The following is a 26108-nucleotide window of genomic DNA, read 5'->3' on the forward strand; positions in this document are numbered from 1 at the left end:
AAAGCGCGCTCCTTCTCCCACTTGTGGGAGAAGGTGGCCCCGCGAAGCGGGGTCGGATGAGGGCTCACGATCGCACTCGAATCATTCGTCGTCCGCGCCCCCATTCGCGGCGAGCCCTCATCCGACCCGACTGCGTCGGGCCAGCTTCTCCCGCGAGCGGGAGAAGGAATCGCGCACGAAGATTTCGCGCTCATCACATTCCCCATTTCTTCACGAACCAGCTCTTCACCAAATGCGCCAGCACCGAATAGCAGATCAGGAATGAGAAAATCGCCGGCCAATAGAGCGGCGGCAGCGGCGTGAAGCCGAAGACGCCGGCGATGGGCGAGAAGGGAAGCGCCGCGCCGATGACGCAAATGGTGAGCGTCGTCAGCAGCAGCGCATTGCTCGCGCGGCTCTCGATGAACGGTATGCGCGCCGTGCGGATGATATGGATGATGAGCGTCTGCGTCAGCAGCGATTCGACGAACCAGCCGCTCTGAAACAGCGCCGGATCGGTCCAGGCGCCGAAGCCATAGATCATCAGCGCGAAGGTCGCATAATCGAAGATCGAGCTGATCGGCCCTACGCACAGCACGAATTTGGCGATATTGTCTATGTCCCAGCGGCGCGGCCGCGCGAGATATTCCTCGTCGACATTGTCGGTCGGAATCGCGGTCTGCGAGAAATCATAAAGCAGATTATTGGTGACGACCTGTATGGGCGTCATCGGCAAAAAGGGCAGGAACACGCTCGCGCCGAGCACGCTGAACATATTGCCGAAGTTCGAGCTCGCGCCCATCTTGATATATTTGGTGATGTTGGCGAACACCTTGCGGCCCTCGAGCACGCCGTCGCCGAGCACGGCGAGGCTCTTCTCGAGCAAGATGATATCGGCCGTCTCCTTGGCGACGTCGACCGCCGTGTCGACGGAAATGCCGACATCCGCCGCCTTCAGCGCCGGCCCGTCATTGATGCCGTCGCCGAGATAGCCGACGACATGGCCCTTGCGATGCAGCGCGTCGATGACGCGCGCCTTTTGCGGCGGCGACAGCTTGGCGAAAACGCTCGCCTCCGCCGCCAGCGTCGATAAATCCTCCTCGCTCATCGACTCGATCTGCGACCCCAGCACGATGCGTCCGACCTCGAGCCCGACGTCCTTGCAGATCTTGCGCGTCACAATGTCATTGTCGCCGGTCAATATCTTCACCGCGACGCCGGATTTCGCGAGCGCGGCTATGGCCGGGGCCGCGCTCTCCTTGGGCGGATCGAGAAAGGCGATGTAGCCGAGCAGCGTCAGTGCGCTCTCATCGGCGATGGAAAAGCTCGCCTGCGGTTGCGGCAGCTCCTTATAGGCGACGGCGACGACGCGAAAGCCGTCGGCGTTCAGCTCTTCCATCTCGCGCCGCGCCGCATCGAGATGCGAAGGGTCCAGCGCGCCGCAATCCGTCTCCGTCTCATAGCGCGATGAAATGGCGAACAGCTCCTCCACAGCGCCTTTGCAAATCAGCAGATGCGGCCCGTCGTCGCGGCGCACGACCACGGAAAGGCGGCGGCGCTCGAAATCGAAGGGAATTTCATCGATCTTCTCGAACATATGATCGGGGCGCAGCTCATGCGCCAATTCGTGATGCTCGAGCACGGCTCGATCGAGCAGATTTTTCAGCCCCGATTGAAAATGGCTGTTGAGAAAGGCGAATTCGAGAACGCGCTCCGATTCCTCGCCGAATATGTCGAGATGGCGCTTCAATATGATGCGGTCCTGCGTCAGCGTGCCGGTCTTGTCGGTGCACAGCACATCCATCGCGCCGAAATTCTGGATGGAGACGAGCCGCTTCACGATCACCTTCTTGCGCGCGATGGCGATCGCGCCCTTGGCGAGATTGACGGTGACGATCATCGGCAGCATTTCGGGCGCCAGCCCCACCGCGACGGAGACGGCGAAGAGCATCGCCTGCAACCAATCGCCTTTCGTCACGCCATTGATGACGAACACCGCCGGCGCCATCACCGCCATGAACAAGACCATCAGCAGAGTGAAGCGCGTCACGCCTTTGTCGAAGCTCGTCTCGACGCGCGCGCCGGCCATCTTGTCGGCGAGCGCGCCGAGGCGAGTGCGCGGCCCGGTCTCCACCACGACGCCGGTCGCATAGCCGCTCACCACATTGGCGCCCATCAGCGCGAGATTTTGCGCGGCGAAGGGATCGCTCGCCGGCGCAGCATGCGCGAATTTCTCCACCGGCATGGATTCGCCGGTCAGCGCCGATTGATTGACGAAGAGATCCTTGGCCTCGAGCAGGCGCATGTCGGCGGGGATCATATCGCCCGCCGAAAGGCGCACGATATCGCCCGGCGTGAGCCATTCGATCGGCTCCTCGACGAAGCCATTCGGCGCATGCCCGCCCGGCCGACGCACGGAGGCGTGCGTGCGCACCATGGCCTGCAGGCGCGCGGCGGCCTCATTGGAGCGATGCTCCTGGAAAAAGGCGAGGCCGACGCTCAGCACGACCATCGCCGCTATGACGATGGCGGCGCGCAGATCGCCGAGCGCATAGGACGCGACCGCAAGGGCGAGCAGCAGCGCGTTGAGCGGATTTTTCGCGCGTTCGAAAAGCTCGCGCAGCAGGCTCGGGCGGCGCTCATGGGCGATGCGGTTGAGCCCGACGCGCCGCAGCCGACGCGCGGCCTCCCGCACGCTCAGCCCCACGCGCGCGCTGCGCAGCTCGGCGAGAACGGCCTCGGCGTCGGCCCGCGCCGCGCGCAGCAGCGCGTCGTCGCGGCGTTTCTCGTGCAGCAGGCGCGTCGCCGAAAATTGCTGGTTCATCTCTTGCGAATTCCCGATTCGGGCGGGGGCGGAAGAAGCGAAGCTGTCTCATCGCGGGCCGGCGAGGGCTCGCGACTTTGCTTCGCTATCAAGCTCAGGTCACGCTTTTTTAACCATGACGAGGCTAGCAAATTCACAAGGCGCCGTCCTCACCTCGCGCGCGTCGCGCCCCAAGGCGCGCGACCTCCTGGATCGTTCCGATATGGGACAAGCGATGACCGAGGCCGCGGCGGCGGCGCCACAGCCCCGTTGGACATTGAACTATCCACGGCTGCTCAATGCACTGTTCTGGATCACCGCCTTTTCCGGCTCGGTGGTGTTCATAGAGCCCTCGCCCTATGACGGGCTCATTCTGCTGACGCTCATCGTCTGGGTGCTGGGCGGCGTTCGCATTCATCGCGCCGTTCTGCCGGGCGTCGCCCTGCTCGTGCTGTGGGCGCTCGGCGGCTACATCTCGCTCATTCCCTATTGGAACGAGCCCGATCCCGTCGAGTTCATGACGCATACGCTGTTCATCTCGACGACCGGCGTCTTCTATATGCTGTTCTTCTCGGAGAACACGTCGCGGCGTTTCGATCTGTGCATGAGCGGCTATGCGGCGAGCTGCATGCTCGCGGCCGTCATCGCCGTCGGCTCCTGGGCTGGGCTTTTCGGCAATCCGACGACGATGACGCTCGACGGACGCGCCATGGCGCCCTTCAAGGATCCCAATGTGCTCGGCTCCTATATGGTGCCGGGCGTGCTCTATTTCGTGCAGCGCCTGCTGCTCGGCCGCTGGGCCTATTGGCCGGTGACAATCGTCGGCCTCGCGCTCTCGGGCGCAGCGCTGTTCACCTCCTTCTCGCGCGGCTCCTGGGGCGCGGCGGTGGTCTCCATCGCGCTGATGACCATCATGTCGGTGATGACCGCCGATTCGCGCAAGATGCGCCTGCGCATCGGCTTCATGGCGCTTGCCGTCGTCGGCGTCGTCGTGGTGGGCGTCGGCGCGGCGCTCACCGAGCCCTCGGTGCGCGAGTTCTTCTTCAAGCGCGCTTCCGCGACGCAGGACTATGACGAAGGCCCCACGGGCCGCTTCGGCAATCAGAAGCGCTCGCTGCCCATGCTGGTGGAACGGCCCAACGGCATGGGTCCGCTGCGCTTTCGCCTCATCTTCGGGCTCGAGCCGCATAACAGCTACATCAACGCCTTCGCCTCCAATGGCTGGCTCGGCGGCTTCGCCTTTCTCGGATTGGTGCTGACGACGACTTTCGTCGGCTTCCGCCTGTCGCTGAAGCGCTCGCCCTATCTGCGGCATGGGCAGCTCATCTGGTCGGCGATGTTCGTGTTCTTTCTGCAGGCGCTGCAGATCGACATCGACCATTGGCGCTATTTCTTCATCTATCTCGGCGCCGTCTGGGGCCTCGAGGTCGGCCGCGTGAAATGGGCCGAGCGCAACGCGGCTACGGCTCGAAGCGAAGCCCGCCCATTATGACATTGGCGGTGAAGTTGGAATTCGCCGTCGAGCTGACGAGGCGCTGCCAGAAGTAGCTGCCTTTGATCGAGATGGAGCGGGTGAGCTTATATTCGAGCTTCACGCCCGCCGTGCCGACCTGCTCGAACGTCTCCGCGCCCTGGTAGTTGTTGGTCTGATAGCTGCCGGTGGCGGTGATGGTGAAATTGCGGAACATCGCATGCGTCACATCGAATGTGACATTGCGCGAGAGCACGCCCGCCGCGCCTTGCAGCGTCGTCTCGGAGAGCGTCGTGCCCGTGCGCAGCGTGATGGTGGTGAGCGGCGTCGCGGTGTAGATGATGGCGGCGTCGATGATCGGCCCGCGCAGGCGCGGCAGGCGCGGGTCGGCATAGTCGCGCTGCGCATAGCCGCCCGAGGCTTCGCCGGTGACGAGATCGGTGATCTTGAATGTCGTGCCGGCGCGACCGGAGACGCCCGTGCTGTCGCGCGCATAGCCGTAAGGGTCGAGCCAGCTGTCGTGGATGCGCTTGTCGAGCGTCGCCTCGACATAGGGCTTCATCGACGGATTGAGCTCATAGGCGAGGCGCGGATTGATCCCCGGATCATTATAGCTCGTGCTCATCAGATTGAGCATGGAGCCGTCGTTGTAATAGGCGTTCTGATAGATCCAGCGGTCGAAGGTTCCGCGCATCGTGGCGTCGAGCCGGCCGAAGCTCTGCGTGACGCCGGCCGCCGTGCCCAGCGAGACGATGAGCGGCCGATTGACGACGGTGACATTGGGCAGGCTGGTGACGAGGCCCGGCGCGCCCGGACGCTGCGAATCGAGCGTGAACTTGCCCTCGAATTTCACCTTGGTGTCGCGCGCGACGTCCCAGCGATAGAAGACGTCGCCGACGCCATCGGGCCGATCGGCGTTCTCGACGCTGAAATAATCCACATAGCCGAGCCGCAGATTTCCTTGAATCTCGTCGCGGCCCCATTCGGAGCGCAGCCGCAGGCCGGCGTCGACGCGGAAAAATTTCGAGCCCTGGTAGCCGGAGGTCAGGCGATTCGGGTTGGTGTCATAGCCATAGGTCGGCTCGGCGTACGGGTAGAGACGCAGCGAGCCGACGCCGAGGCCGAGCGGCGCATAGGGATTGGCGTCGATGCGCGGCTTCGGCTTCGCCGGAATCTGCGCCGGAAGCGCGACATTGGGCGGCGGCGGCCGCTCGGCCGGCAGGTCCAGCGCGCCGCGGAAGCCCCGCATGCGCAGCTTGGCCTGGCGCTTGATCTTGGCCTTGGCCTGGACCGAGGTCTTATAGGCCTCGAGCGGCGGCAGCGGATGCGCCGGGGAGAGCGGCGGCGGCTTCAAGGGCGCCGGCGGCGGATTGGGCCTGGGCAGGCGGGCGCGCACGCGCGGCAATCCGTAATTCGGCGCCCCGGAGGAGAGTTCCGGCGCGGCCCGGCGCTCCTGCGTCATTGGCTGTGAGACCGAGGGCGGCGCGGCGTCCAGCCCCGGAATGGAGGGGACGGTCGGAAGATCGCGCAGCGGGGTGATATCGAGCGAGGAGGGCGAGAGCGTCTGGCCGGCGGCCGGACGCGACGGAGCCACCGCCGCCGGCGCAGCCAGCGACAGGGCGATCAGCGTCGTTGCCGCGGCGCGGCTCTGAAACTTGGCGGAAGCCACTCGTTCCCTCGCGCGGACGCCCGGTCGAAGCGGGCGCGATGGAAACGAGCGTTAAGGAGTTATGGTTAACGGAGGCTTACCAGCGAAGCTCGAGACGAAGGGCTCAATCGCCCAGCGCGGCCATATAGAGCTCGAGAATCTCTTCCTCTTCCGCGCGCTTATGCTTGTCCTGGCGGCGCAGCGAGACGATCTTGCGCATGATCTTGGGGTCGAAGCCGGTGCTCTTGGCCTCGCCATAGACGTCCTTGATATCGTCGGCGATGGCGCGCTTCTCCTCCTCGAGTCGCTCTATGCGCTCGATGAAGGAGCGCAAATGCCCCCCATTCACCTCGCCGGTCGGATCGATCCCGGCGCTGGCCTCCATCTCTCGGGCGGCGACCCTGTTGCTGGCCATGATCTTCTCCTAAAGGGCTCGGGGGAACTTCGGCGCTCTGGGGGAGCCGCGCGGCGTCCGATCCAGGCGTCCATGTCCAGGACGAAGGCGAGGCATGCCAAGCCGCGGCCGGCGCCGTCAAGCGCGCTCGGAAATAATCCCCGCTTTCCTCCCGTCCGAGCTTGACGCCCGCCCCCGCGCCCCCGACATCAAGCCCGCAAAACTCGCAAAAGGGGTGAGGATACGCAAATGTACGACGCTGGCGGCGACGGCCGCCTCTATCCGGTCTCTCCGGGCCTGCCGCCGCGGGAGGCGCTCGCCGGCGTGCGCACACGCCGCATTCTCGCCCTCTGCCTCGATTTTTTCGCCGTGGCTCTGCTGTCCGCGGGGCTATGGCTCGGATTGCTGGTGTTGAGCTTCGGCCTCTCGGCCTTTCTGCTGCCGCCGCTGTTTCCGCTGGTCGCCTTCTTCTACAACGGCCTCACCGTCTCCGGCTGGCGGCGGGCGACGCCGGGGATGCGCGCCATGGACCTCGAGGTGCGGCTCGCCAATGGCGCGCCCGCGCCCTTCCTCAACGCGGCGGTCCAGGGCGTGCTCTTTTATGTGAGCTGGCTGTTCCCGCCGCTGCTGCTCGTCACCTTCATCACATCGGACAAGCGTTGCCTGCACGACATTCTCGCCGATGTCATCGTCTTGCGGCGGGCTGATTGAGGCCGGGACGCGAAAATTTCTCGGCGCGCCGCGGGCGAAAATTCTTGGCGCGCCGCGGGCGTCGATTCTAATATCCTGGTCTGTCCGCGCTGGAAGGCGTCGGAGCGTGCGGTATATCGAATTCGGCGACAGGACCAGACAGCGTGACGAGAGAGCCCCGCGACGCGCCGCAATTCTATCTCACCTCGCCGGCGCCGTGCCCCTATCTCCCCGGGCGCGACGAGCGCAAGGTGTTTACCCATTTGATCGGCCGGCGCGCGCCGGCGCTCAACGACACTTTGACGCAATCGGGCTTCCGCCGCTCGCAGACCATCGCCTATCGGCCGGCCTGCGAGACCTGCCGGTCCTGCGTCTCGGTGCGCGTGAAGGTCGAAGAGTTCCAGCAATCCAAGGGCTTGCGCCGCGTGGCGCGACGCAACGCCGATCTCTTCGCCGAGGCGCGCCGCCCCCATGCGGCGAGCGAGCAATATGCGCTGTTCCGCGCCTATGTGGGCGCGCGGCACAATGACGGCGGCATGGCCGATATGAGCATGGTCGACTATCAGATGATGGTCGAGGACAGCCATGTCGAGACGCGGCTGATCGAATATCGCATGCCGGCCGAGAATGGCGGACCGGGCCGCTTGGTCGCCTGCTGCCTCACCGATTATCTCGCCGACGGCCTGTCGATGGTCTATTCCTTCTACGATCCCGCGATGGACGAGCGCTCGCTCGGCGCCTTCATGATTCTCGACCATGTGGAGCGGGTTCGCCGCGCCGCGCTGCCGCATCTCTATCTCGGCTATTGGGTCGATGGCTCCCGCAAGATGGCCTATAAGGCCCGCTTCCTGCCGCAGGAGCGGCTGGGCATGGACGGTTGGAAGCGCGTCGACTGATTCGTTTTTTGCGCGCTTTCCTGAAGGCCAGATGAACGAAGCGGCCATCAGCCGTTCAGCTTCGCCGCATTAACCTTTGCTTCGTCATCAGGAATTGCCGGCCGGCGCTCGGCGCGGCCGAATGAAGCGAAGGAGAGCGTCCATGGGCGCGAACATCATGAAATTCGCTGCGATCGCGGTCGCGGGCGTCATCGCCGCGACGACTGTCGGCGCCGCCACGCCGGCCCGCGCCGACGGCTGGGGCCATCACGGCGGCTGGGGCCACGGCGGCGGTTGGGGCCATCACGGCGGCGGCTGGGGCCATCACGGCGGCTGGGGCCATGGCGGCTATGGATACGCCGGCCATGGCTGGCGCGGCGGCCATCGCGGCTACGGCTGGGGCGCTCCGGTCGCGGCCGGCGTGCTCGGCGCTCTGGCGGTCGGCGCGATCGCAGGCGCCGCCGCGCAGCCCCATTACGGCTACAGCGGCTATGGCTATGGCGGCTGCTATCCGGCCAATCAGCCCGTCCTCGACGATTGGGGCAATGTCGTCGCCTATCGCCGCGTGCAGGTCTGCAACTGATTCGAGCCTGAGATTTCTTTGAATTCGGCGCCCGGTCAGCCAGGGGCGCCGATGCCCGCCGCCGCCTCCCCGCCCCCTCTCGCGCGACGGCGAGTATAGGCCTCCCGGACTCCCCTCCGGGGGGCCTTTTTCGTCAGAGCCGGCGCAGCGACAGCGCCTTGCCTTCCTTGGCGTCGCGGCGCCAGAGCCCATCGGCCTCGAGGTCGAAATGCGCCTTATGGCCCTTGCGGGCGGTGAGCGCGAGGCGGCCGCGCTCCATGGACCAGCCCACCGGATCGAAGATGACCACGCCTTGGTCGCGGCAGGCCGGCGCCAGCTGGGCGCGGAAGCCGCCCGGCCCATGGGCGCGATCGTCGAGCGTGAGCATGCAGCCCGTGTCCTTGTCGCCGGCGCGAAGGATCGCATAGCGGCCGGCGACGCTGGGCGCGGCCGCTGTCGCGGGCGCGGCCTCTAGGGCGGCGAACGTCAGGCCGACGAAGGCGAGAAGCTTCGCAGAACGATAAAAAAGCGACATTGAAGGCTCCAAGGAGCATTGAGAATCGAGGAAGAATATTGCCCTGCGCACGCCTCTCGACCAAGCCTCGAGGCAAAAAAAAGCGCGGCGCGCAATTCCGATCGAAATCGGCGCGCCGCGCGCGATTTTCTAGAACTCTTCCCAGCTCTCGTTCGCGGGCTCGACGGCGAGCTTGCGCGCCGCGGCAGCCCCTCCGCGCGCGGGCGTCCGCAGCGCCGGCGGCGCGATACGCGCGGCGGTCCGCGCCGAAGCGCCGGCGCCGCGACGCGCTGCGCTCACCTTGAAGATGCGCACGCTATCGAAGAGATTTTCCGCCTCGTCGCGCAGATTATGGCTCGCCGCGGTGGTCTCCTCCACCATGGCGGCGTTCTTCTGCGTGTCCTGGTCCATTTGGCCGACGGCGACATTGACTTGCTGGAGCGAGGCGGATTGCTCGGTCACTCCGTTGGAGATAGCGGCGACGACCTCGTTGATCTGCGAGACTTGCGCGACGATCTGCGCGAGCGTCTGGCCCGCCTGCGTCACCAGCTGCACGCCGGCGCTGACCTCGGACGATGAGGAAGAGATCAGCCCTTTGATCTCCTTGGCGGCCTCGGCGGAGCGCTGCGCCAGCGCGCGCACTTCCGAGGCGACGACGGCAAAGCCCCGTCCCGCCTCGCCGGCGCGCGCCGCCTCGACGCCGGCGTTGAGCGCCAGCAAATTGGTCTGAAAGGCGATCTCGTCGATGGCGCCGGTGATCCGTCCGATGTCGGAGGACGATTTCTCGATACGGCTCATGGCCGCCACCGCCTTGCGCACGACCTCGCCGCTGCTTTTGGCGTCGGCGCTGGCCAGCGCGGCGATGCGATGCGCATCCGCGGCGCCCTGGGCCGTCGTCCGCACGCCGGTGGTGATCTCCTCGACCGCGGCCGAGGTCTCCTCGAGGCTCGCCGCCTGCTGCTCGGTGCGCTTGGCCAATTCGTCGGACGCGCCGCTGATCTCGCCCGAGGCGGCGCGAATGACCTCCGCCCCGCGCACCACAGCGCCGATCGCGACCTCGAGACGATCGACCGCCGCGTTGAAGTCCGTCCGCAGCTTGTCGAGCGCCGGCATGAAGGGCCGCTCGATCCGCTGCAGCAGATCGCCTTCCGCGAGCTGGCCGAGGCCGTCGCCGAGCTCCCGCACGGCGCGCACGCGCTCCGTCACATCGGTCGCGAATTTGACGACCTTGACGACGCGTCCGTCCATGTCGAAAATCGGAATATAGGACGCCTGCAGCCAGATCTCGCGGCCGCCCTTGCCGATGCGGCGGAACTCCTCGGCGATATACTCCCCGCGATTGAGCCGGCTCCAGAACTCGCGATATTCGGCGGATTCGGCATAGGCCGGATCGACGAACATGCGGTGATGGCGGCCCTTTATCTCGTCCAGCCGATAGCCGACGACGGCGAGGAAATTCTCATTGGCGGAAATGATCGCGCCGTCGGTCTCGAACTCGATGACGCCCTGGGCGCGCGAGATGGCGTCGAGCCGACCTTGATTTTCCGAAGATTTGAGCTTTTCCGCGGTGATGTCGGCCGCGACCTTCACCACTTTGCGAATCTGACCGCGCGAGTTGCGCACGGGATTGTAGGACGCCTGGAGCCAGACCTCCTTGCCGTCCTTGCCGATGCGGCGATATTCGCCCGCGTCATATTCGCCGCGCCCGAGCTTGGCCCAGAATTGCGCATAGTCCGGCCCGGCGGCATAGGCGGGGTCCACGAAGAGGCGGTGATGGCGGCCGATGATATCGGCGGGAGCATAGCCGAGCAGACGGCAGAAATTCTCATTCGCCCCGACGACATTGCCCAGCGGATCGAACTCGATGATCGCGAGCGAGCGGTCGAGGGCTTCGAGGACGCCTTTTTCTTCGGCGCCGGCGGTCAATCTGTCGATGATCTTCATGCGCATTCCCAAAAGTTCTGCCGCATCCGATATTTGCCGAAGGCGCATTAACGAATTGCTCTATCTCGGCCAGTGACCCGGCCGTCGCGGCGCGACAATTCGGCCGTTCCGCCGCGCGACGCTCTTGCGCTTTTGCCACTCGCGCCCCAAAGGACTAACCTCGAGCAAAAGGCCGGGGTTCGCGGCCTTCCTCCACACTGGAGCCGGCAAGATGACCAGCGCCTCTCTCGCTCTCGCCGAACGTTCGGCGCCGCGTTACACGAGCTATCCCACCGCCCCGCATTTCTCCGCGGACATCGGGCCGGATCAGGCTGCGCGCTGGCTCGCCGAGCTCTCGCCTTCGACCAATCTGTCGCTCTATCTGCATGTGCCCTTCTGCCCGGCGATCTGCACCTATTGCGGCTGCCACACCAAGGCGCTGCGTCAGGACGCGCCGCTCACCTCCTACAAGGAGACGCTGCTGCGCGAGATCGAGCTGGTCGCGGCCTCGACGCCGGCCCGCCATGTGCGCTCGATCCATTGGGGCGGCGGCACGCCGAGCATGCTCGGCCCCTCGCGCTTTCGCGAGGTGGCGCATGTGCTCGGCGAGCAGTTCGACATCGCCCGCGACGTCGAGCATGCGATCGAGCTCGATCCGCGTCTCGTGGACGCCGCGCTCGCCGACGCTCTGGTCGCCTCCGGCGTCAATCGCGTGTCGCTCGGCGTGCAGGATTTCAATCCGCATGTGCAGAAAGCCGCCGGCCGCGAGCAGCCCTATGAGGTGGTGGAGCGCTGCGTCACGCTGCTGCGCGCCGCCGGCCTCGAGGCGATCAACTTCGATCTGATGTACGGCCTGCCGGAGCAGAGCGTCGACGATGTGATCCGCACCGCCAAGCTCGCCGTGGGCCTCTCGCCGAGCCGCCTCGCCGTTTTCGGCTATGCGCATGTGCCTTGGTTCGCGGTCCATCAAAAGCTGATCGATCAGGCCGCGCTCGCCGGCGCCAATGAGCGCCTCGCCCAGGCGGAGGCGGTGCGCGCGACGCTGGAGGCCGAAGGCTTCGAGACCATCGGCCTCGATCATTTCGCGCGGCCGCAGGACACGATGGCGCAGGCCGCGCGCGATGGGCGATTGCACCGCAATTTCCAAGGCTATACGACCGACGCGGCCGATGCGCTCATCGGCCTCGGCGTCTCCTCCATCGGCCGGCTGCCGCAGGGCTATGTGGGCAATATCGGCGACACCGGCAATTGGCGCCGATCCGTCGAGGCGGAGCGCCTGCCCATCTCGCGCGGTCTCGCCTTCACCGCGGAAGACAAGGCGCGCGGCGCCGTGATCGAACGCCTGATGTGTGATTTCTCCGTGGATTTCGGCGCGGTCGCCGCAGCGCATGATTTCCGCGAGGACGCTTTCGACGACGCCGTGCCGCGCCTTTCGACGCTGATCGACGAAGGCCTCGTCGCGCTCGACGGACGTCGTCTCACCATCGCGCCGCGCGGCCGTCCTTTCGCGCGTCTCGCCGCAGCCGCCTTCGACGCCTATCTCGAAGCGAAGGCTGCTCGGCACTCTGTCGCTGTGTGAGCGGCGCCCGATCGCCGAACGAAAAAACGGCGGCGAGCGAAGCGCGCGACGCATCGACTCGTCGTCATCGCGTGTGATATTACCGATATGTTTCTTATCCCCGGCTCAATTTCGTTCGGCCTTGCGCCGGCATTGACAAAGAGATCGTAACCTCGAATTGTCTCAATATGAACTAAGTACTATCGCCTAGGCGATTCCCCCAGCTTTCTTTGCGTCACGTCACAAGTCCGCACGAGCGTCGTCGCGTTTATCATTCCGAGGAATCAGCATTATGCTCGCATCGCCGCTCGTTCTGGTCGGAGCCGACAAGGGCGGAGTCGGCAAGACGACGGTCACGCGTCTGCTGATCGACTTCCTGCAGCTGGCGAACCGCGCGGTGCGAGTCTACGACACGCAATCGCCGACCGGCGCGCTGAAACGCTTCTATCCCGATATCGCGCAGATCATCGACATTCGCGACGTGCGCCATCAGGCGCGTCTCGTCGAGAGCCTCACCGAGCACAGCGCCGTCACCATCGTCGACATAAAGGCGGGGCAGCTCACGCGCACGCTGCGCTTCATGGAGGATGTCGGCCTGCTCGACGCCGCGTCGCGCGGCGAGGCGCGTGTGATGGTGCTGCATCTCATCGGCGCCTCTGTCGCCTCGCTCTCCGAGCTCGAGGAGGTCGAGCCCTTCAAGACCAAATGCGAGTATCGCATCGTCAAGAACTTCATCAACGCCTCCAACTTTTTTCAAGAGAACGCCCACTTCTCCGAACGCTATCTCGGCGAGAGCGATACGAGCCGCGAGATCATCGTGCCGCGTCTCGATCCGCTCGCCTATGAGGCGGTGGAGCTTACCGGGCTGCCATTTTCCTCTTTCGTGTTCGACGAGCCTGCGCGCAACGTCGAAAATCGTCCGCGCTCCTTCGTGCTGCGCGGCTATGTGCGCACATGGCTCGAACGTTCATGGACCAATTTCGAGGCCGCGGGGCTGCGCAGCTACGTCGCTCCCGTTTCCGAGAAAATCTAATTCCAAGAAGCCGGTAAACGGCGCAACAAAGGAGACCACCGTGATGAAAGACTTCCGACCTGAAGAAAAGAATGTCGTCTATATCGGAGAGGGCGTGACGCTGACGGGTTCCGTCAAGGCGCAGGACACGATCGTCGTCGACGGCGCCGTCGATGGCGAGATCTCTTGCAGCCAGCTGATCGTCGGCCCGTCGGGCGTCGTCAATGGCGCGATCTCCGTCTCCGACGCGGACATCTATGGCCGCATCGGCACGGATATCACCATCAAGCAGCTGCTGATCGTGCGCTCCACCGGCCGCGTCGAAGGCAAGTGGATCTATGGCGAGATCGAGGTCGAGAAGGGCGGCGTGCTGTTCGGCACGGCGGAATCGACCGAGATCCGTTCCGAGCGCAAGCCCGTGAACGCGAAGGAAGAAAAGGCCTCCTTCAAGAGCTTCGAGAAGCCCGCGCTGGTCGCCTCCAATGACGCCGACGCCGACGCCGCGCCCGTCACCAGCATCTCGTCGCGCGCGCTGCGCGATCGCCGCAAGGCCTGACGTTCGGAGCCGCGAGGCTCGGGACAAAATGGCTCAGGGCAAAGCCGCGCGCAGCAGCTTGCCGTTGCGATTGCGCGGCAGCGCATCGAGAAAAGCGATCTGTCGCGGCCGCTTATAGGCCGCGAGATGATCCGCGCAATGGGCGAGGATATCCTCCTCGCCCAGCGTCGCGCCATCGCGCAAGATCACATAGGCTTTGATGATCGTCTGATCGTCGCGGCCCGGACGCTCCGCGACCGCCGCATCGGCGACGAGCGGATGCGCCAGCAGGCATTTCTCCACTTCCGCCGGCGAGACGCGATAGCCGAGCGCGTTCATCACCTCATCGGCGCGGCCGTGGTGCCACATATAGCCATCGGCGTCGAACTCGACGAGATCGCCGGAGACGAACCAATCGCCGCGAAAGGCTTCCCTTTCTTCGTCCGGCCGGTTCCAATAGCGCAGCATCAGGCCCTTCTCGTCGCGGCGCACGGCGAGCACGCCGGTCTCGCCGTGGCCGAGCGGTTCTGTCCCCTCCTCGCGCGGCAGAGCGGCGACGAAGCGGCCCGGCTGCGGACGCCCCGGCGAGCCCGGCCGCACCGGAACGCTCGGCGCGCTGGAAATGAAGGTCGAGATCTCGCTCATGCCGAAGGCCTCGTAGAGCTCGGTCTTGGCGCGCGCGCGCCATTCCTCGAGCAGGCTCGGCGACAGAGCGGCGCCGGCGGTGAGGCCATGCCGCAGGCTCGAGAGATCATGCGTCTCCAGCGCGGCATATTTGAGAATCTGTCGATAGACGCCGGGCACGGCGGCGAAGATGGTCGCGCGATGGCGCGCGATGAGCCGGGGCCAGACTTGCGGATCGGGACGGCCGTTGTAGAGCACCGCCGCGGCGCCATTGGCGAGCGGATCGACCACGCCGACGCCGAGCGTGTAGGTCCAGTTCATCGCGCCGGCGTGCAGCATCACATCGTCGGCCGTGAGCCCCTGCCAATGCGAATACATGGGCCGCCGCGCCCAGGCGGCGCGATGCGCATGCAGCACGCCCTTGGGCCGGCTCGTCGTGCCGGAGGTGTAGACGAGATAGGCGGGATCGTCGGCCGCGGTGTCGGCGTAGTCGTCCAGCGGCGCGCCTTTCGTCAGCCGCGCGAGATCCACGCCGCGCAAGACGAAGACGCCGGCGCGCGAATGCGCCTCGCCCTCGAAATCGCGGCCGAGCACCAGCGCGGTCGCGCCGCAATCTTCCAGCAGGAAGGAGGCCTCCTCGAAAGTGAGCTGCGAGGAGGCGAGCAGGGCGACATAGCCGGCGGCGATGGCGGCGAAATAGGAGAGTACCGCGCCCGCCTCATTGCCCATGCGAATCATCACTCGCGCGCCTGGCGAAAGGCCGAGATCGCGAAAGCCGGCGGCGAGCGCGCGCACGTCGCGATCGAGCGCGCCATAGGTCCAGCTCGTCTCGCTCTCGTCGCCGACGATGACGATCGCCGTCTTGTCGGGATGGATGCGCGCGTGATCGGCGATGCAATAGCGGGCGAGATTGAAGCGGGCGGGAACAGGCTCGATCATGTGCTCACTAAACTCTCGAGAGCGCGCGCCCGTCAGTCGAACAGGCTCGACACGCTCTCCTCGCGCGCCGTGCGGGCGATGGCCTCGCCGATCAGCGGACCGATCGGGATGAAGCGGATGTTGCGCGCCCCCTGCACGGCGGGCGTCGCCGCGATCGTGTCGGTCAGCACCAGCTCTTTCAGCTTGGAGGCGGCGACGCGCTCGGCCGCCGCGCCGGAGAGCACGCCATGGGTGATATAGGCGGAGACCGAGGTCGCGCCCTGCGCCAGCAGCGCCTCGGCGGCGTTGCAGAGCGTGCCGCCCGAATCGACGATATCGTCGACGAGAATGCAATTGCGGCCGGTGACGTCGCCGATGATGTTCATCACCTCCGATTCGCCGGCGCGCTCGCGGCGCTTGTCGACAATGGCCAGCGGCGCGTCGATGCGTTTGGCGAGAGCGCGGGCGCGCACCACGCCGCCCGTGTCCGGCGAGACGACCATGGCGTTGGGCACTTTGGCGTGCGATTTGATATCCGCCACCATGACCGGCGCCGCGAAGAGATTGTCGGTCGGAATGTCGAAGAAGCCCTGAATCTGCCCGGCGTGGAGATCGACGGTCAGCACGCGGTCGGCGCCCGCCCTCGTGATGAGATTGGCGACGAGCTTGGCCGAGATCGGCGTGCGCGAGGTGCCTTTGCGGTCCTGCCGCGCATAGCCGAAATAGGGGATGACCGCAGTGATGCGGCGCGCCGACGCGCGGCGCAGCGCGTCGATCATGATGAGCAGCTCCATGAGATGATCGTTCGACGGCGCGGAGGTCGACTGGACGACGAAAGTATCCTGCCCGCGCACATTCTCCTGAATCTCGACGAAGACCTCCATATCGGCGAAGCGCCGCACCTGCGCCCGGCACAAAGGCACGTTGACATAGGCTGCGATCGTCTCGGCGAGCGCGCGATTAGAGTTGCCTGCGAGAATTTTCATCGCCGCCATCGATACGCCTCGACCCTCACCAGTGACACGGCGGCCTCTTAGCAGCGATGCGGCCGTCGGACAATACGGCAGCAATATGACACTGCTCTCGTCACGCCTCGCCGCGGCGGCAGACGATCTTGAGATACTCCTGCCCCTCGCGCGGCGCGAGGGTCGTGCGGGCGATCGTCGCCTGTCCGAGGAAGCCGCATTGCGCCTGGCTCGCCGCCTTCGGCCCCAGCACGACGTCTATCGCCGTCTCCGGGCGGCAATCGCTCGGCGAGAGCTTCAGCGAGCAGACGAGGATCATCACCGAATAGAGCATAGGCTTTCTCCCGCGCTCGAGGTCAAATCTCCGAGCCCGCCGTCCCCGCTCTCCGCAGGCGCCGGCCGCAACCTTTCCGATGATGAAGCTAGGGCATGTTCCATGCCACTGCGATGAGATAAAAGCGACGGAACCGCCTTCTGTCGACCCTGAGACAAAAACTTGCGACCCTGAGACAAAAATGTCACAACCGCAGCCTCCGGTCCCGCCCTCGACGCCCTTCGTCGCCCCCACGCGCACACGCCTCGCCGGCCGGCTGACGACGCTCGTCCCGCTCGCGGCGGCCCATGCCGACGATCTCTATGCGGCGACGCATGAGCAGCCCCGCGCCGAGGAGCGCGAGGCGCTGTGGCGCTATCTCTTCATCGGCCCTTTCCCCGACCGCGCCGCCTTCCGCGCCGCCGTCGAGAGAATGGAGGCCGCGACCGACGCCGTCTGGTTCACCGTGCTCGACAGCGACGGCCACGCTGTCGGCTTCCAGTCCTATATGAACATCGAGCCGGCCAATCGCGCCGTCGAAGTGGGCGGCGTGCTCTATTCCCCGGCTCTGCAGCGCAGCGCAGCGGCGACCGAGGCGCAATATTTATTCGCCGCCCACGCCTTCGAGACGCTGGGCTGCCGCCGCTATGTCTGGAAATGCGACAACGCCAATGAGAAATCCAAGGCGGCGGCGCTGCGGCTCGGCTTCTCGCCGGAAGGGCTCTTCCGCCAGCATATGATCGTCAAGGGCCGCAATCGCGACACCGCCTGGTTTTCCATGCTGGACAGCGAGTGGCCGGCGCGCCGAGCCGCCTTCGAGGCCTTTCTCGATCCCGGCAATTTCGACGCCTCGGGCCGCCAGAAAACGCCGCTTTCGGCCTTGAACGGGCAGGCCCGCGCGGCAGATAGGGACTGACGGCGGCGCGGCCGAGCCCGGCTCGGACGGATTGCCTCGCCGAACGGATGATGGTTTACAATGAATTGCGAGACGTTGGCGCGGATTTGAAGCTTCCGCCGGCGGTTCTCGCGCAACGCTCTTCGGACGGTCCAAAGACAATGACGACGGCCGGCGCCAGCCTACTCAACAGCCTCGATCTGCCCAAGCCGCCGGGCGAGACGCGGGTCGTCGTGGCCATGTCCGGCGGCGTCGACTCCAGCGTCGTCGCCGCTCTTCTGCGCGAGGAAGGCTATGACGTCGTGGGCGTCACGCTGCAGCTCTACGACCATGGCGAGGCCACGCATCGCAAGGGCGCCTGCTGCGCCGGCCAGGACATTCAAGACGCGCGCCAGGTAGCGGCGCGGCTCGGCATTCCGCATTACGTGCTCGACTATGAGAGCCGCTTCCGCGAGACCGTCATCGACACTTTCGCGCAGAGCTACGCCAGCGGCGAGACGCCGGTTCCCTGCGTCGCCTGCAATCAATTCGTGAAATTCGTCGATCTTTTCGAGACCGCCAAGGATCTCGGCGCCGACGCGCTCGCCACCGGCCATTACATCGCCTCGCGCGAGGACGGCTCCGGCGGCCGCGCGCTCTATCGCGCCTTCGACGCCGCGCGCGATCAGAGCTACTTTCTCTTCGCCACGACGCGCGCGCAGCTCGACATGCTGCGCTTTCCGCTCGGCGAATACGCCAAATCCGAGGTGCGCGATCTGGCCCGGCGCTTCGGCCTCGACATCGCCGAGAAGCCGGACAGCCAGGACATTTGCTTCGTTCCGAGCGGCCATTACACCGATCTGGTCGAACGCCTGTCGCCCGGCGCCGCCGTGCCCGGCGACATCGTCCATGTCGATGGGCGCGTGCTCGGCCGCCATGCCGGCGTCATCCATTACACCATCGGCCAGCGGCGCGGCCTCGGCCTCGGCGCCGCCGTCTCCGGCCGCGCGGCCGAGCCGCTCTTCGTGGTGCGGCTCGACGCCGCCAAGGCGCAGGTCGTCGTCGGCCCGCGCGAGGCGCTGGAGACGCGCCGAATCGCCCTGCGCGACGTGAATTGGATCGGCGCGGGCGATCTTTCCGATCTGCCGGCCGAGGGCCTGCCGATCTCCGCGCGCGTGCGCTCCACTCGTCCGCCGACGCCGGCGCTGCTGCGGCCGCTGCCGGGCGGCGGGGCGGAGGTCGTTTTCGAGACCGGCGAGTTCGGCGTCTCGCCGGGCCAGGCTTGCGTCTTCTATGAGCGCGACGACACGCGCGGCCGCGTGCTCGGCGGCGGCTTCATCGCGCATGCCGAGGCGGAGCCCCCCGCGCCGGAGCCGGCGCTCGAGCTCGATCGGAGTGCGTGATGAGCGATGCGCGTGGCGTTTCCGGGTTCAGCTTTTTCGAGCACGGCCTCGATCGCCAGGCGATAGAGGCCGCCTACGCCCGCTGGGCGCCTGTCTATGATCTCGTCTTCTCCCATATGCTCGGCCCCGGCCGGCGCGCCGTGGCGACGATCGCCTCGCGCGCCGATGGGCGCATTTTGGACGTCGGGGTCGGCACCGGCCTCGAGCTGCCCATGTTCCGCGATAGAGCGCGGGTTGTCGGCGTCGATCTCTCCGAGCACATGCTGCAGCGCGCCTCCGCCCGCGTCGCCCGCGAGGGGCTGAAGAATATCGCCGGCCTCGCCCGCATGGACGCGAGCCGCCTCGCCTTCTGCGACGCCAGCTTCGCCTGCGTGGTGGCGCCTTATCTGCTGACCGTGGTGCCGGACCCGGAGGAGACGCTGGATGAGCTCGCCCGCGTGGTGCGGCCGGGCGGCGAGATCGTGCTGGTCAATCACGTCAGCTCGCCGGATTGGCCGATGTCGGCGCTGGAACAGCTCATCGGCGAGAGCTTTTCCGTCACTCTGGGCTGGCGCCCGCAATTCCCGTGGTCGATCATCGGCGACTGGATCGACTCGCGCACCGACATGCGCCTCACCGAGCGCCGCGTGCTGCCGCCCTTCGGCCTGTTCACGCTGACGCGCATAGAGCGCCTCGCCCGCTGGGGCGAGCATTCCCGCCGGCCCTATGACGAGCATCGTCGGCCGTTCGAGCACGCGTGAGCGGTCACACCAGCTCGAAGCGCAAGCGCCGGCCGACGACCTTGGCCGCACGCACCAGTGTGGCGAGCGTGGCGCTGTCGTTCTTCGGATCGAGCAGCCGATCGATCTGAGCGCGGCTCGTCTCCATCATCTCGGCCATCCGCGCTTTGGTGATTCCTTTCTTTTTCATCTCGGCGGCGAGCTGCGCGGCGATCACCTCCTTGATCGCCGCGGCCGTGACTTCCTCGCGAATGCCCTGCTCGTCCAGCCAGCTCTCGAAAGTCGAGCCGAGATGAGGATTTTCTCTGACGCCCGGCGCAGGGTTTTGCTTTTTCGTCACCATGATGCGACCTCTTTCAGCCTCTGCCGCGCGAGCGTCAGCTCACCCGCCGGCGTGCGTTGCGTCTTCTTGACGAATGCATGGAGCGCGATCAGCGCACCCCCATGAAAGCCGAAGAAGACGCGCGCCTCGCGCTTGCTCGGCAAGGACGACCGAACCTCCCACAAGCCGCAGCTCAACGCTCGGCACAAGGGCAAGCCCACCGGCCAGCCGAGCTGGACCTTCATCATGTCGCGCCCGACGGCGCGACGATCGTCGAGCGGCAATTCATTCAGCCATTCGCGCACCGGCTCTCGGCCAGCGAGAGTCCGCCAGAAACGGAGGGGAATGGGCTCGAAAGTTCCGGTCATAGAATAGGGCATCGTATCAAAAAAGATACAGACCCACAAGCATCTCCATGTCGCCTCTGGCGTTCTCGCCCGCGCGGGATTACATTGCTTTCGCGGCGCTGCGGGGTGCGTGACGGACTTTAATTCCCCGGGGCCTTATCGATCTCTAAGGGAGCTGTCCCTGGCCTTGCCCGTGGGCTCGGCCACTACGGCGCCCACCTACGTTGTAGGTTCCCGGGATCGATGTCCCACGGCTCACGCGGCCCGCGCTTTTACACATCGGACGATCAAACGCCCCAATGACCGTCGACGCCAAGACCGAACTGCGCCGGCGGACGCTCTCCCGCCGCGATCTCGTCTCCCATGAGGAGGCGCACGCCGCCTCGCTCGAAGTCGCCGAGCGCGCACTGACGCTGGTGCGCCGATTCGCGCCCCGCGCCGAAGCGACCGGCGAGGTCGTCTCGGTCTATTGGCCGATCCGCAGCGAATTGAACACGCGCCCGCTGCTGGAGACTTTGGCGGCGGCGAAGATCGCCACCGCTCTGCCCGTGATGACGGCGGTGAAGCGCCCGTTGATCTTCCGCGCCTTTGCGCCCGGCGACGATCTGGTGAAAGGCCCCTTCGGCCTCTCCGAACCGGCCGAGACACAGCCCTGCTTCGATCCCGATATCGTCTTCTCGCCGCTCGCCGCCTTCGACCGCAAGGGCTATCGGCTGGGCTATGGCGGCGGCATCTATGACGCGACGCTCTCTCAGCTGCGCGCCAAGAAGCGCATCGTGGCCGTCGGCGTCGCCTACGCCTGCCAGGAGACCGATTCCGTGCCGACCGAGCCGCACGATCAGAAGCTGGATTTCCTGCTGACCGAGCGGGAGCTGATCGAATTTTCGTGAGGCGCTTTTGCGTCGCCACGTTCGGCCGAGTCTCGCCGCGCGACTCCTTCTCCCACTTGTGGGAGAAGGAGTCGCGGCGGAGCCGGGTCGGATGAGGGACGCGGCGGTTGGCGACAACTCTGAGGCGTGGCGTCGGATTTCGAACCTGCCGCTTCGGCTCGGACCCTCATCCGACCCTCGCTGACGCGAGGGCCACCTTCTCCCGCTTGCGGGAGAAGGAAGCGCTGCCCGCAGGCAACGGATAAAAAATGACGCAGACGAATTCCCGCTCGCTGCTCTCCCGCGCCCTCCTCATCATCGAGCCGATCGACCATGCGCAAGCCGCGGCCGCGCTGGCGCGCGTGCTGGAGCGAGACGCCGATGGCGTGCTCGCCACCGTTCTCGCTGTGCATGGAAAAGCGCGCCCTCTGCTCGAAGGCGTCCTCGGCTCCTCGCCTTTTCTCACCGATCTCTCCGCCCGTGATCCCGCCCGGCTCGCGCGCCTGCTCACGGACGATCCCGACGCCAGCCTCACGCGGCTCGTCGAGGCCACGCGCAACGCCGCCAAAGGCGTCGCGGATGAAGCCGAGCTGATGCGCGCGCTGCGGCGCGCCAAGCAGGAGGGCGCGCTGCTGGTCGCGCTCGCCGATCTCTCCAAAGCCTGGGACACGATGCAGGCGACCGATGCGCTCACGCGCCTCGCCGACGCCGCGCTTTCCGCTTCCATCGCCTTCACGCTGCGCGAGGCCGCCGCCGCCGGCAAGCTCGAGCTCTATGACCAGCGCAGCCCCGAGCGCGGCTGCGGCTGGATATTCCTCGCCATGGGCAAGGAAGGCGCCTATGAGCTCAATTACTCTTCCGACATAGACATCATCGTCCTCTTCGACCGCTCGCGCGCGCGCGTCGCGCAGCCGAGCGAGGATGTCGATCTCTTCGTCAAAATGACGAAGCGCGTCGTGCGCATTCTCTCGGAGATCACGCCGGACGGCTATGTGTTTCGCGTCGATCTGCGCCTGCGTCCCGACCCCGGCGCGACGCCCATCGCCATACCGCTCGAGGCGGCCTTCTCTTACTATGAGAGCATGGGCCAGAATTGGGAACGCGCCGCCTTCATCAAGGCGCGCGCGGCGGCCGGCGACATTCCCGCCGGCGAGGCTTTTCTGAAAGAGCTGTCTCCTTTCGTCTGGCGCAAGAATTTCGATTTCGCCGCCATCGCCGACGTGCATTCGATCAAGCGGCAGATTCACGCTTTCAAAGGCCATGGCGAGATCGCCGCGCTGGGGCATGATCTCAAGCTCGGCCGCGGCGGCATTCGCGAGATCGAGTTTTTCGCGCAGACGCAGCAGCTCATCACCGGCGGACGCAATCCCGCATTGCGCGGCCGCGCGACATTGGAGACGCTGGACGCGCTTCTCGCCAATGGGTGGATCGAGCCGCGCGTGCGCGACGAGCTGCGCGAGGCTTACGTGTTTCTGCGCGATATCGAGCATCGCATTCAAATGGTCGCCGACAAGCAGACGCATATTCTGCCGCGCGACGAGAAAGAGGCGCTGCGCATCGCGCGCATGGCCGGCTTCGCCACGCTCGAGGATTTCACGCAGGCGCTAGTCGCGCATCTCGAGACGGTGCAGAGCCATTATTCGCATCTCTTCGAGAGCGCGCCGCAGCTTTCCTCGCAAACGGGCAATCTCGTCTTCACCGGCGGCGAGGACGATCCCGGCACGCTCGAAACATTATCGCGTCTCGGCTTCGCGCATCCCAAGACAGTGACGGAGACGATACGCGGGTGGCATTTCGGCCGCTACGCCGCGACGCGCTCCACCAAGGCGCGCGAGCGCCTGACCGAGCTGACGCCGGCGCTGCTCGAGGCGCTCGCCGCGACGGAGAACGCCGATCGGGCCTTTCTCGCTTTCGACAAATTGCTCGCCGGGCTTCCGGCCGGCGTGCAATTGTTTTCCGTGCTCCTCGCCAATCCGACGCTGCTGTCTTTGCTGACGGCGATCACCGGCGCCGCGCCCAAGCTCGCCGCCACCATCTCGCGGCGCCCGCGCGTGCTCGACGCCGTGCTGGAGCCGGCCTTTTTCGAGCATTTGCCCGATGAATCGGAGCTCGCCGCAGCGCTCGCGCGCAGCCTCGCCGAGACGCGCTCCTATGAGGAGGCGCTCGACGCCGCGCGCGTCTTCGGACAGGAGCAGAAGTTTCTCGTCGGCGTGCGCGTCTTGACCGGCGCGCTCTCTGTGGCGGAGGCCGGCCTCGCCTATGCGCGGCTCGCCGAACGCCTCATCGCCGCTCTGCTGCCGCGCGTCGAGACAGAGCTCGCGCGCGCACATGGGCGCATCGCAGGCGGCCGCGCTTGCGTGGTCGCGCTGGGCAAGCTCGGCGGACGCGAGATGACCGCCGCTTCCGATCTCGATCTCATGCTGCTCTATGACTCCGATCCGCATGCCGAATCGGATGGCGAGCGGCCGCTCGCCACGCCCGCCTATTATGCGCGGCTGACGCAGAGGCTCATTTCCGCGCTGTCTGCGCCAATGGCGCAGGGCCTGCTCTATGAGGTCGATTTTCGGCTGCGGCCGTCCGGCAGCAAAGGGCCGCTGGCGGTGAGCCTGAAGGCTTTCGAGGACTATCACGCACATGAGGCGTGGAGCTGGGAGCATATGGCGCTGACGCGCGCGCGCGTCGTCGCCGGGCCGAGCGATTTCGCGACGATCGTCGAAGAAGCGATAAGCGCCGCGCTGACGCGTCCGCGCGACGTCGAAAAGCTGCGCCAGGACGTTCTCGGTATGCGCGCCCGTCTCGAGCGCGACAAGCCGGCGAAGAGCCTTTGGGATTTGAAGCAGGCGCCGGGCGGGCTGATCGATGTCGAGTTCATCGCGCAATATTTGCAGCTTCGCCATGCGAACGCGCATCCGGCGTGCCTCTCCACCATGACATCGACCGCGCTGGAGCGACTTTCCGATCTCTCCCTATTGGACCCGAACGATGCCGCGACATTGATCGAAGCCGCGCGCCTCTATCAGAGCCTCACGCAATTGCTGCGGCTTTCGATTGACAATGATTTCGATCCGGCGCATGCGCCGCGCGGTCTCGTCGAGCTGCTGCTGCGCGGCGGCGAGGCGGTGGATATCTCCCATCTCGAGGCGCAGATCGTGGAAACGCAGCGCGCGACGCGGGCGATTTTCCTGTCCATTCTCGGCGCCGAAAGCAAAGCAGCGCCCTCGCCCTGAGGAGCCGGCGAAGCCGGCGTCTCGAAGGGTCGACCGCGTCGCCTTCTGGAGCATCCTTCGAGGCTTTTTGCCTCCCGCAAAAAGCGCCTCAGGATGAGGGGACGCATTCCATCAGCGATCGACGAGCCGTGACGGAATCGCGCTGATGACGAGCATCGCGCTCATGGCCATGAACAGCGCCAGCGCATAGAGCCCGTAATCGGCGCGCTGGGTCTGATCCTTGATGAAGCCGACCATATAGGGGCTGGCGAAGCCCGCGAGATTTCCCACCGAATTGATGAGCGCTATGCCGCCCGCCGCGGCGACGCCGCGCAGAAAGGCGGTCGGGCAGCTCCAGAACAATGGCAGCGCCGTCATCGTGCCGGCGCTCGCCACAGTGAGCGCGATCAGCGCCGTCGCCGTGTCGGCGGCGAAGAGCCCGCTGGCGACGAGGCCGACGGCGCCCAAGGCGCAAGGCAGAGCGAGATGCCAGCGGCGCTCGCGATATTTGTCGGCGCTGATTCCGCCCAATAGCATGGCGACGCTGGCGACGGCGTAGGGCGCGGCCGACAAGAGGCCGATGTCGAGCGGCCGGCTGACGCCCGTCGCCTGAACCAGCGTCGGCAGCCAGAAGCCGACGCCATAGAGCCCCATCACAATTCCGAAATAGACGAGACATAAAACCCAGACCTTGGCGTCGCGCATCGCATCGCGGAAGGAATGGGACGCATGGGCGGCGTGATCGGCGGCGAGATTATCGGCGAGCAGCCTCTTTTCGCTGTCCGACAGCCAGCCGGCTTTTTCGATATTGTCCTCCAGCGCGAAAAAGACGATCGCGCCAACCAGAATGGACGGCAGCCCCTCGATGAGGAACATCCAGCGCCACCCCGAAAGCCCGTGAGCGCCGTCGAGATTCTGCAAGATCCAGCCCGAGAGCGGCCCGCCGATGACGCCGGCGAGCGGCACCGCCATCATCAGCAGCGCCGTGATGCGGCCGCGGCGCGCGGCGGGAAACCAATAGGTGAGATAGAGGATGGCGCCGGGAAAGAAGCCGGCCTCGGCGACGCCGAGCAGAAAGCGCATGACGTAGAACATGAGCGGCGTCGAGACGAGCATTGTCGCCGCGGAGGCAAGCCCCCAGGTGACGAGAATGCGCGCGATCCAGCGCCGCGCGCCGACGCGATGCAGGATCAGATTGCTCGGAATCTCGAACAGGAAATAGCCGATGAAGAAAACGCCGGCGCCGAGCCCATAGACGCTCTCGCTGAACTTCAGATCACCGACCATCTGCAGCTTGGCGAAGCCGACATTCACGCGATCGAGATAAGCGAGGATGTAGCAGAGAAAGAGCAGCGGCAGCACGCGCCGCGTGACCTTGGCGTAGACGCGCTGCTCGAGAGCGGCCGACGAAGCGGCCCCGTGGAGCGGCGGAACGAGAGTCATGATGTTTCCCCCGGCTCGCGCGCAGGCGGAGATTTCCCGAGCGGAGCCGGAAGAACCTCCCGGCTACGGCGCGAGCGGCGTTGCGCGACCCTCGACCCTTGCAATATAATCTTGACCAATTCCATAGAGACGACGCCGATC

23 protein-coding genes and 1 other RNA gene are annotated in these 26108 nt (G+C 66.0%); 13 read left to right on the top strand and 11 right to left on the bottom strand.

Annotated elements, in window-relative coordinates; translation table 11 throughout:
* Window positions 1-193: 193 nt before the first annotated feature.
* The gene (gene mgtA / locus K369_RS15405; RefSeq protein WP_051949332.1) at window positions 194-2803 is read right to left on the bottom strand and encodes a magnesium-translocating P-type ATPase; all 2610 of its coding nucleotides are present in this window, start codon (window positions 2801-2803) and stop codon (window positions 194-196) included.
* 214 nt (window positions 2804-3017) lie between these two features.
* Here mgtA and K369_RS15410 point away from each other — a divergent pair, with 214 nt between their 5' ends.
* On the top strand, window positions 3018-4274 hold the full coding sequence (locus K369_RS15410; RefSeq protein WP_245278214.1) for an O-antigen ligase: 1257 nt from the start codon (window positions 3018-3020) through the stop codon (window positions 4272-4274).
* Here the strand turns inward: K369_RS15410 and K369_RS15415 are convergent.
* Both K369_RS15415 and K369_RS15420 read right to left on the bottom strand, forming a co-directional pair.
* Window positions 4243-5922 (bottom strand): outer membrane beta-barrel protein, encoded by a 1680-nt coding sequence (locus tag K369_RS15415; protein ID WP_036292336.1) that lies wholly within the window; start codon window positions 5920-5922, stop codon window positions 4243-4245. The genes K369_RS15410 and K369_RS15415 overlap by 32 nt on opposite strands.
* 103 nt (window positions 5923-6025) lie before the next feature.
* Window positions 6026-6286 carry a DUF2312 domain-containing protein gene (locus tag K369_RS15420; RefSeq protein ID WP_018266579.1) on the bottom strand — a complete coding sequence of 87 codons (261 nt, stop codon included), beginning with the start codon at window positions 6284-6286 and terminating at the stop codon, window positions 6026-6028.
* A 258-nt stretch (window positions 6287-6544) separates the two neighbouring features.
* On the opposite strand from K369_RS15420, the gene K369_RS15425 reads away from it, so the two are divergent.
* From K369_RS15425 to K369_RS15435, 3 genes are all read left to right on the top strand, one after another.
* Window positions 6545-7006, top strand: a complete 462-nt coding sequence (locus K369_RS15425; RefSeq protein ID WP_036292337.1) for an RDD family protein — start codon at window positions 6545-6547, stop codon at window positions 7004-7006.
* Window positions 7007-7149: 143 nt separating this feature from the next.
* The gene (locus tag K369_RS15430; protein WP_036292338.1) at window positions 7150-7881 is read left to right on the top strand and encodes an arginyltransferase; all 732 of its coding nucleotides are present in this window, start codon (window positions 7150-7152) and stop codon (window positions 7879-7881) included.
* Between the two features lie 142 nt (window positions 7882-8023).
* A complete protein-coding gene (locus tag K369_RS15435; RefSeq protein WP_036292339.1) occupies window positions 8024-8443 on the top strand; it encodes a hypothetical protein in 420 nt (139 codons plus the stop codon).
* Window positions 8444-8576: 133 nt separating this feature from the next.
* Here K369_RS15435 and K369_RS15440 read toward each other — a convergent pair whose 3' ends face one another.
* Window positions 8577-8957 (bottom strand): AprI/Inh family metalloprotease inhibitor, encoded by a 381-nt coding sequence (locus tag K369_RS15440; protein ID WP_036292340.1) that lies wholly within the window; start codon window positions 8955-8957, stop codon window positions 8577-8579.
* A gap of 129 nt (window positions 8958-9086) precedes the next feature.
* Window positions 9087-10880 carry a PAS domain-containing methyl-accepting chemotaxis protein gene (locus tag K369_RS15445; RefSeq protein WP_036295437.1) on the bottom strand — a complete coding sequence of 598 codons (1794 nt, stop codon included), beginning with the start codon at window positions 10878-10880 and terminating at the stop codon, window positions 9087-9089.
* Window positions 10881-11091: 211 nt separating this feature from the next.
* Here K369_RS15445 and hemN point away from each other — a divergent pair, with 211 nt between their 5' ends.
* The 3 genes from hemN (at window position 11092) to K369_RS15460 (ending at window position 13985) form a co-directional block, all read left to right on the top strand.
* A complete protein-coding gene (hemN, locus tag K369_RS15450; RefSeq protein ID WP_036292341.1) occupies window positions 11092-12438 on the top strand; it encodes an oxygen-independent coproporphyrinogen III oxidase in 1347 nt (448 codons plus the stop codon).
* A 271-nt stretch (window positions 12439-12709) separates the two neighbouring features.
* Complete coding sequence (locus tag K369_RS15455) at window positions 12710-13450, top strand: ATP-binding protein (protein ID WP_036292342.1); 741 nt, start codon at window positions 12710-12712, stop codon at window positions 13448-13450.
* Window positions 13451-13493: 43 nt separating this feature from the next.
* Window positions 13494-13985 carry a polymer-forming cytoskeletal protein gene (locus K369_RS15460; RefSeq protein ID WP_036292343.1) on the top strand — a complete coding sequence of 164 codons (492 nt, stop codon included), beginning with the start codon at window positions 13494-13496 and terminating at the stop codon, window positions 13983-13985.
* 33 nt (window positions 13986-14018) lie between these two features.
* Here the strand turns inward: K369_RS15460 and K369_RS15465 are convergent, their stop codons facing one another.
* From K369_RS15465 to K369_RS15475, 3 genes are all read right to left on the bottom strand, one after another.
* Window positions 14019-15527, bottom strand: a complete 1509-nt coding sequence (locus tag K369_RS15465) for an acyl-CoA synthetase (RefSeq protein WP_036292344.1) — start codon at window positions 15525-15527, stop codon at window positions 14019-14021.
* A 32-nt stretch (window positions 15528-15559) separates the two neighbouring features.
* Window positions 15560-16501, bottom strand: a complete 942-nt coding sequence (locus tag K369_RS15470; protein ID WP_018266570.1) for a ribose-phosphate pyrophosphokinase — start codon at window positions 16499-16501, stop codon at window positions 15560-15562.
* 91 nt (window positions 16502-16592) lie between these two features.
* The gene (locus K369_RS15475) at window positions 16593-16805 is read right to left on the bottom strand and encodes a hypothetical protein (protein ID WP_018266569.1); all 213 of its coding nucleotides are present in this window, start codon (window positions 16803-16805) and stop codon (window positions 16593-16595) included.
* A 181-nt stretch (window positions 16806-16986) separates the two neighbouring features.
* On the opposite strand from K369_RS15475, the gene K369_RS15480 reads away from it, so the two are divergent.
* The 3 genes from K369_RS15480 to K369_RS15490 all read left to right on the top strand — a co-directional run bounded on the left by K369_RS15480 (window position 16987) and on the right by K369_RS15490 (window position 19801).
* On the top strand, window positions 16987-17700 hold the full coding sequence (locus K369_RS15480) for a GNAT family N-acetyltransferase (RefSeq protein ID WP_036292345.1): 714 nt from the start codon (window positions 16987-16989) through the stop codon (window positions 17698-17700).
* Between the two features lie 140 nt (window positions 17701-17840).
* Window positions 17841-19061: a tRNA 2-thiouridine(34) synthase MnmA gene (gene mnmA / locus K369_RS15485; protein ID WP_036295440.1), complete on the top strand. Its 1221-nt coding sequence runs from the start codon at window positions 17841-17843 to the stop codon at window positions 19059-19061.
* A complete protein-coding gene (locus K369_RS15490; RefSeq protein WP_036292346.1) occupies window positions 19061-19801 on the top strand; it encodes a class I SAM-dependent methyltransferase in 741 nt (246 codons plus the stop codon). The genes mnmA and K369_RS15490 overlap by 1 nt, the downstream gene beginning before the upstream one ends.
* Window positions 19802-19805: 4 nt before the next feature.
* On the opposite strand, the gene K369_RS15495 is transcribed toward K369_RS15490, so the two are convergent.
* Window positions 19806-20123 carry an XRE family transcriptional regulator gene (locus K369_RS15495; protein WP_036292347.1) on the bottom strand — a complete coding sequence of 106 codons (318 nt, stop codon included), beginning with the start codon at window positions 20121-20123 and terminating at the stop codon, window positions 19806-19808.
* Complete coding sequence (locus tag K369_RS15500) at window positions 20117-20407, bottom strand: type II toxin-antitoxin system RelE/ParE family toxin (RefSeq protein ID WP_084570812.1); 291 nt, start codon at window positions 20405-20407, stop codon at window positions 20117-20119. Before K369_RS15500 ends, K369_RS15495 begins: the two co-directional genes overlap by 7 nt.
* 155 nt (window positions 20408-20562) lie before the next feature.
* Here K369_RS15500 and ssrS point away from each other — a divergent pair.
* From ssrS to K369_RS15510, 3 genes are all read left to right on the top strand, one after another.
* Window positions 20563-20718, top strand: a non-coding RNA gene (gene ssrS, locus K369_RS25645) — 6S RNA.
* 30 nt (window positions 20719-20748) lie between these two features.
* On the top strand, window positions 20749-21339 hold the full coding sequence (locus K369_RS15505) for a 5-formyltetrahydrofolate cyclo-ligase (protein WP_036292349.1): 591 nt from the start codon (window positions 20749-20751) through the stop codon (window positions 21337-21339).
* A 248-nt stretch (window positions 21340-21587) separates the two neighbouring features.
* Window positions 21588-24545 carry a bifunctional [glutamine synthetase] adenylyltransferase/[glutamine synthetase]-adenylyl-L-tyrosine phosphorylase gene (locus K369_RS15510; RefSeq protein WP_036292350.1) on the top strand — a complete coding sequence of 986 codons (2958 nt, stop codon included), beginning with the start codon at window positions 21588-21590 and terminating at the stop codon, window positions 24543-24545.
* Window positions 24546-24656: 111 nt separating this feature from the next.
* On the opposite strand, the gene K369_RS15515 is transcribed toward K369_RS15510, so the two are convergent.
* The gene (locus tag K369_RS15515) at window positions 24657-25967 is read right to left on the bottom strand and encodes an MFS transporter (RefSeq protein ID WP_036292351.1); all 1311 of its coding nucleotides are present in this window, start codon (window positions 25965-25967) and stop codon (window positions 24657-24659) included.
* Window positions 25968-26108 lie beyond the last annotated feature (141 nt).

Origin of the sequence: Methylosinus sp. PW1 (genome assembly GCF_000745215.1) — a bacterium.
In the GTDB taxonomy this organism is placed as follows: Bacteria; Pseudomonadota; Alphaproteobacteria; order Rhizobiales; family Beijerinckiaceae; genus Methylosinus.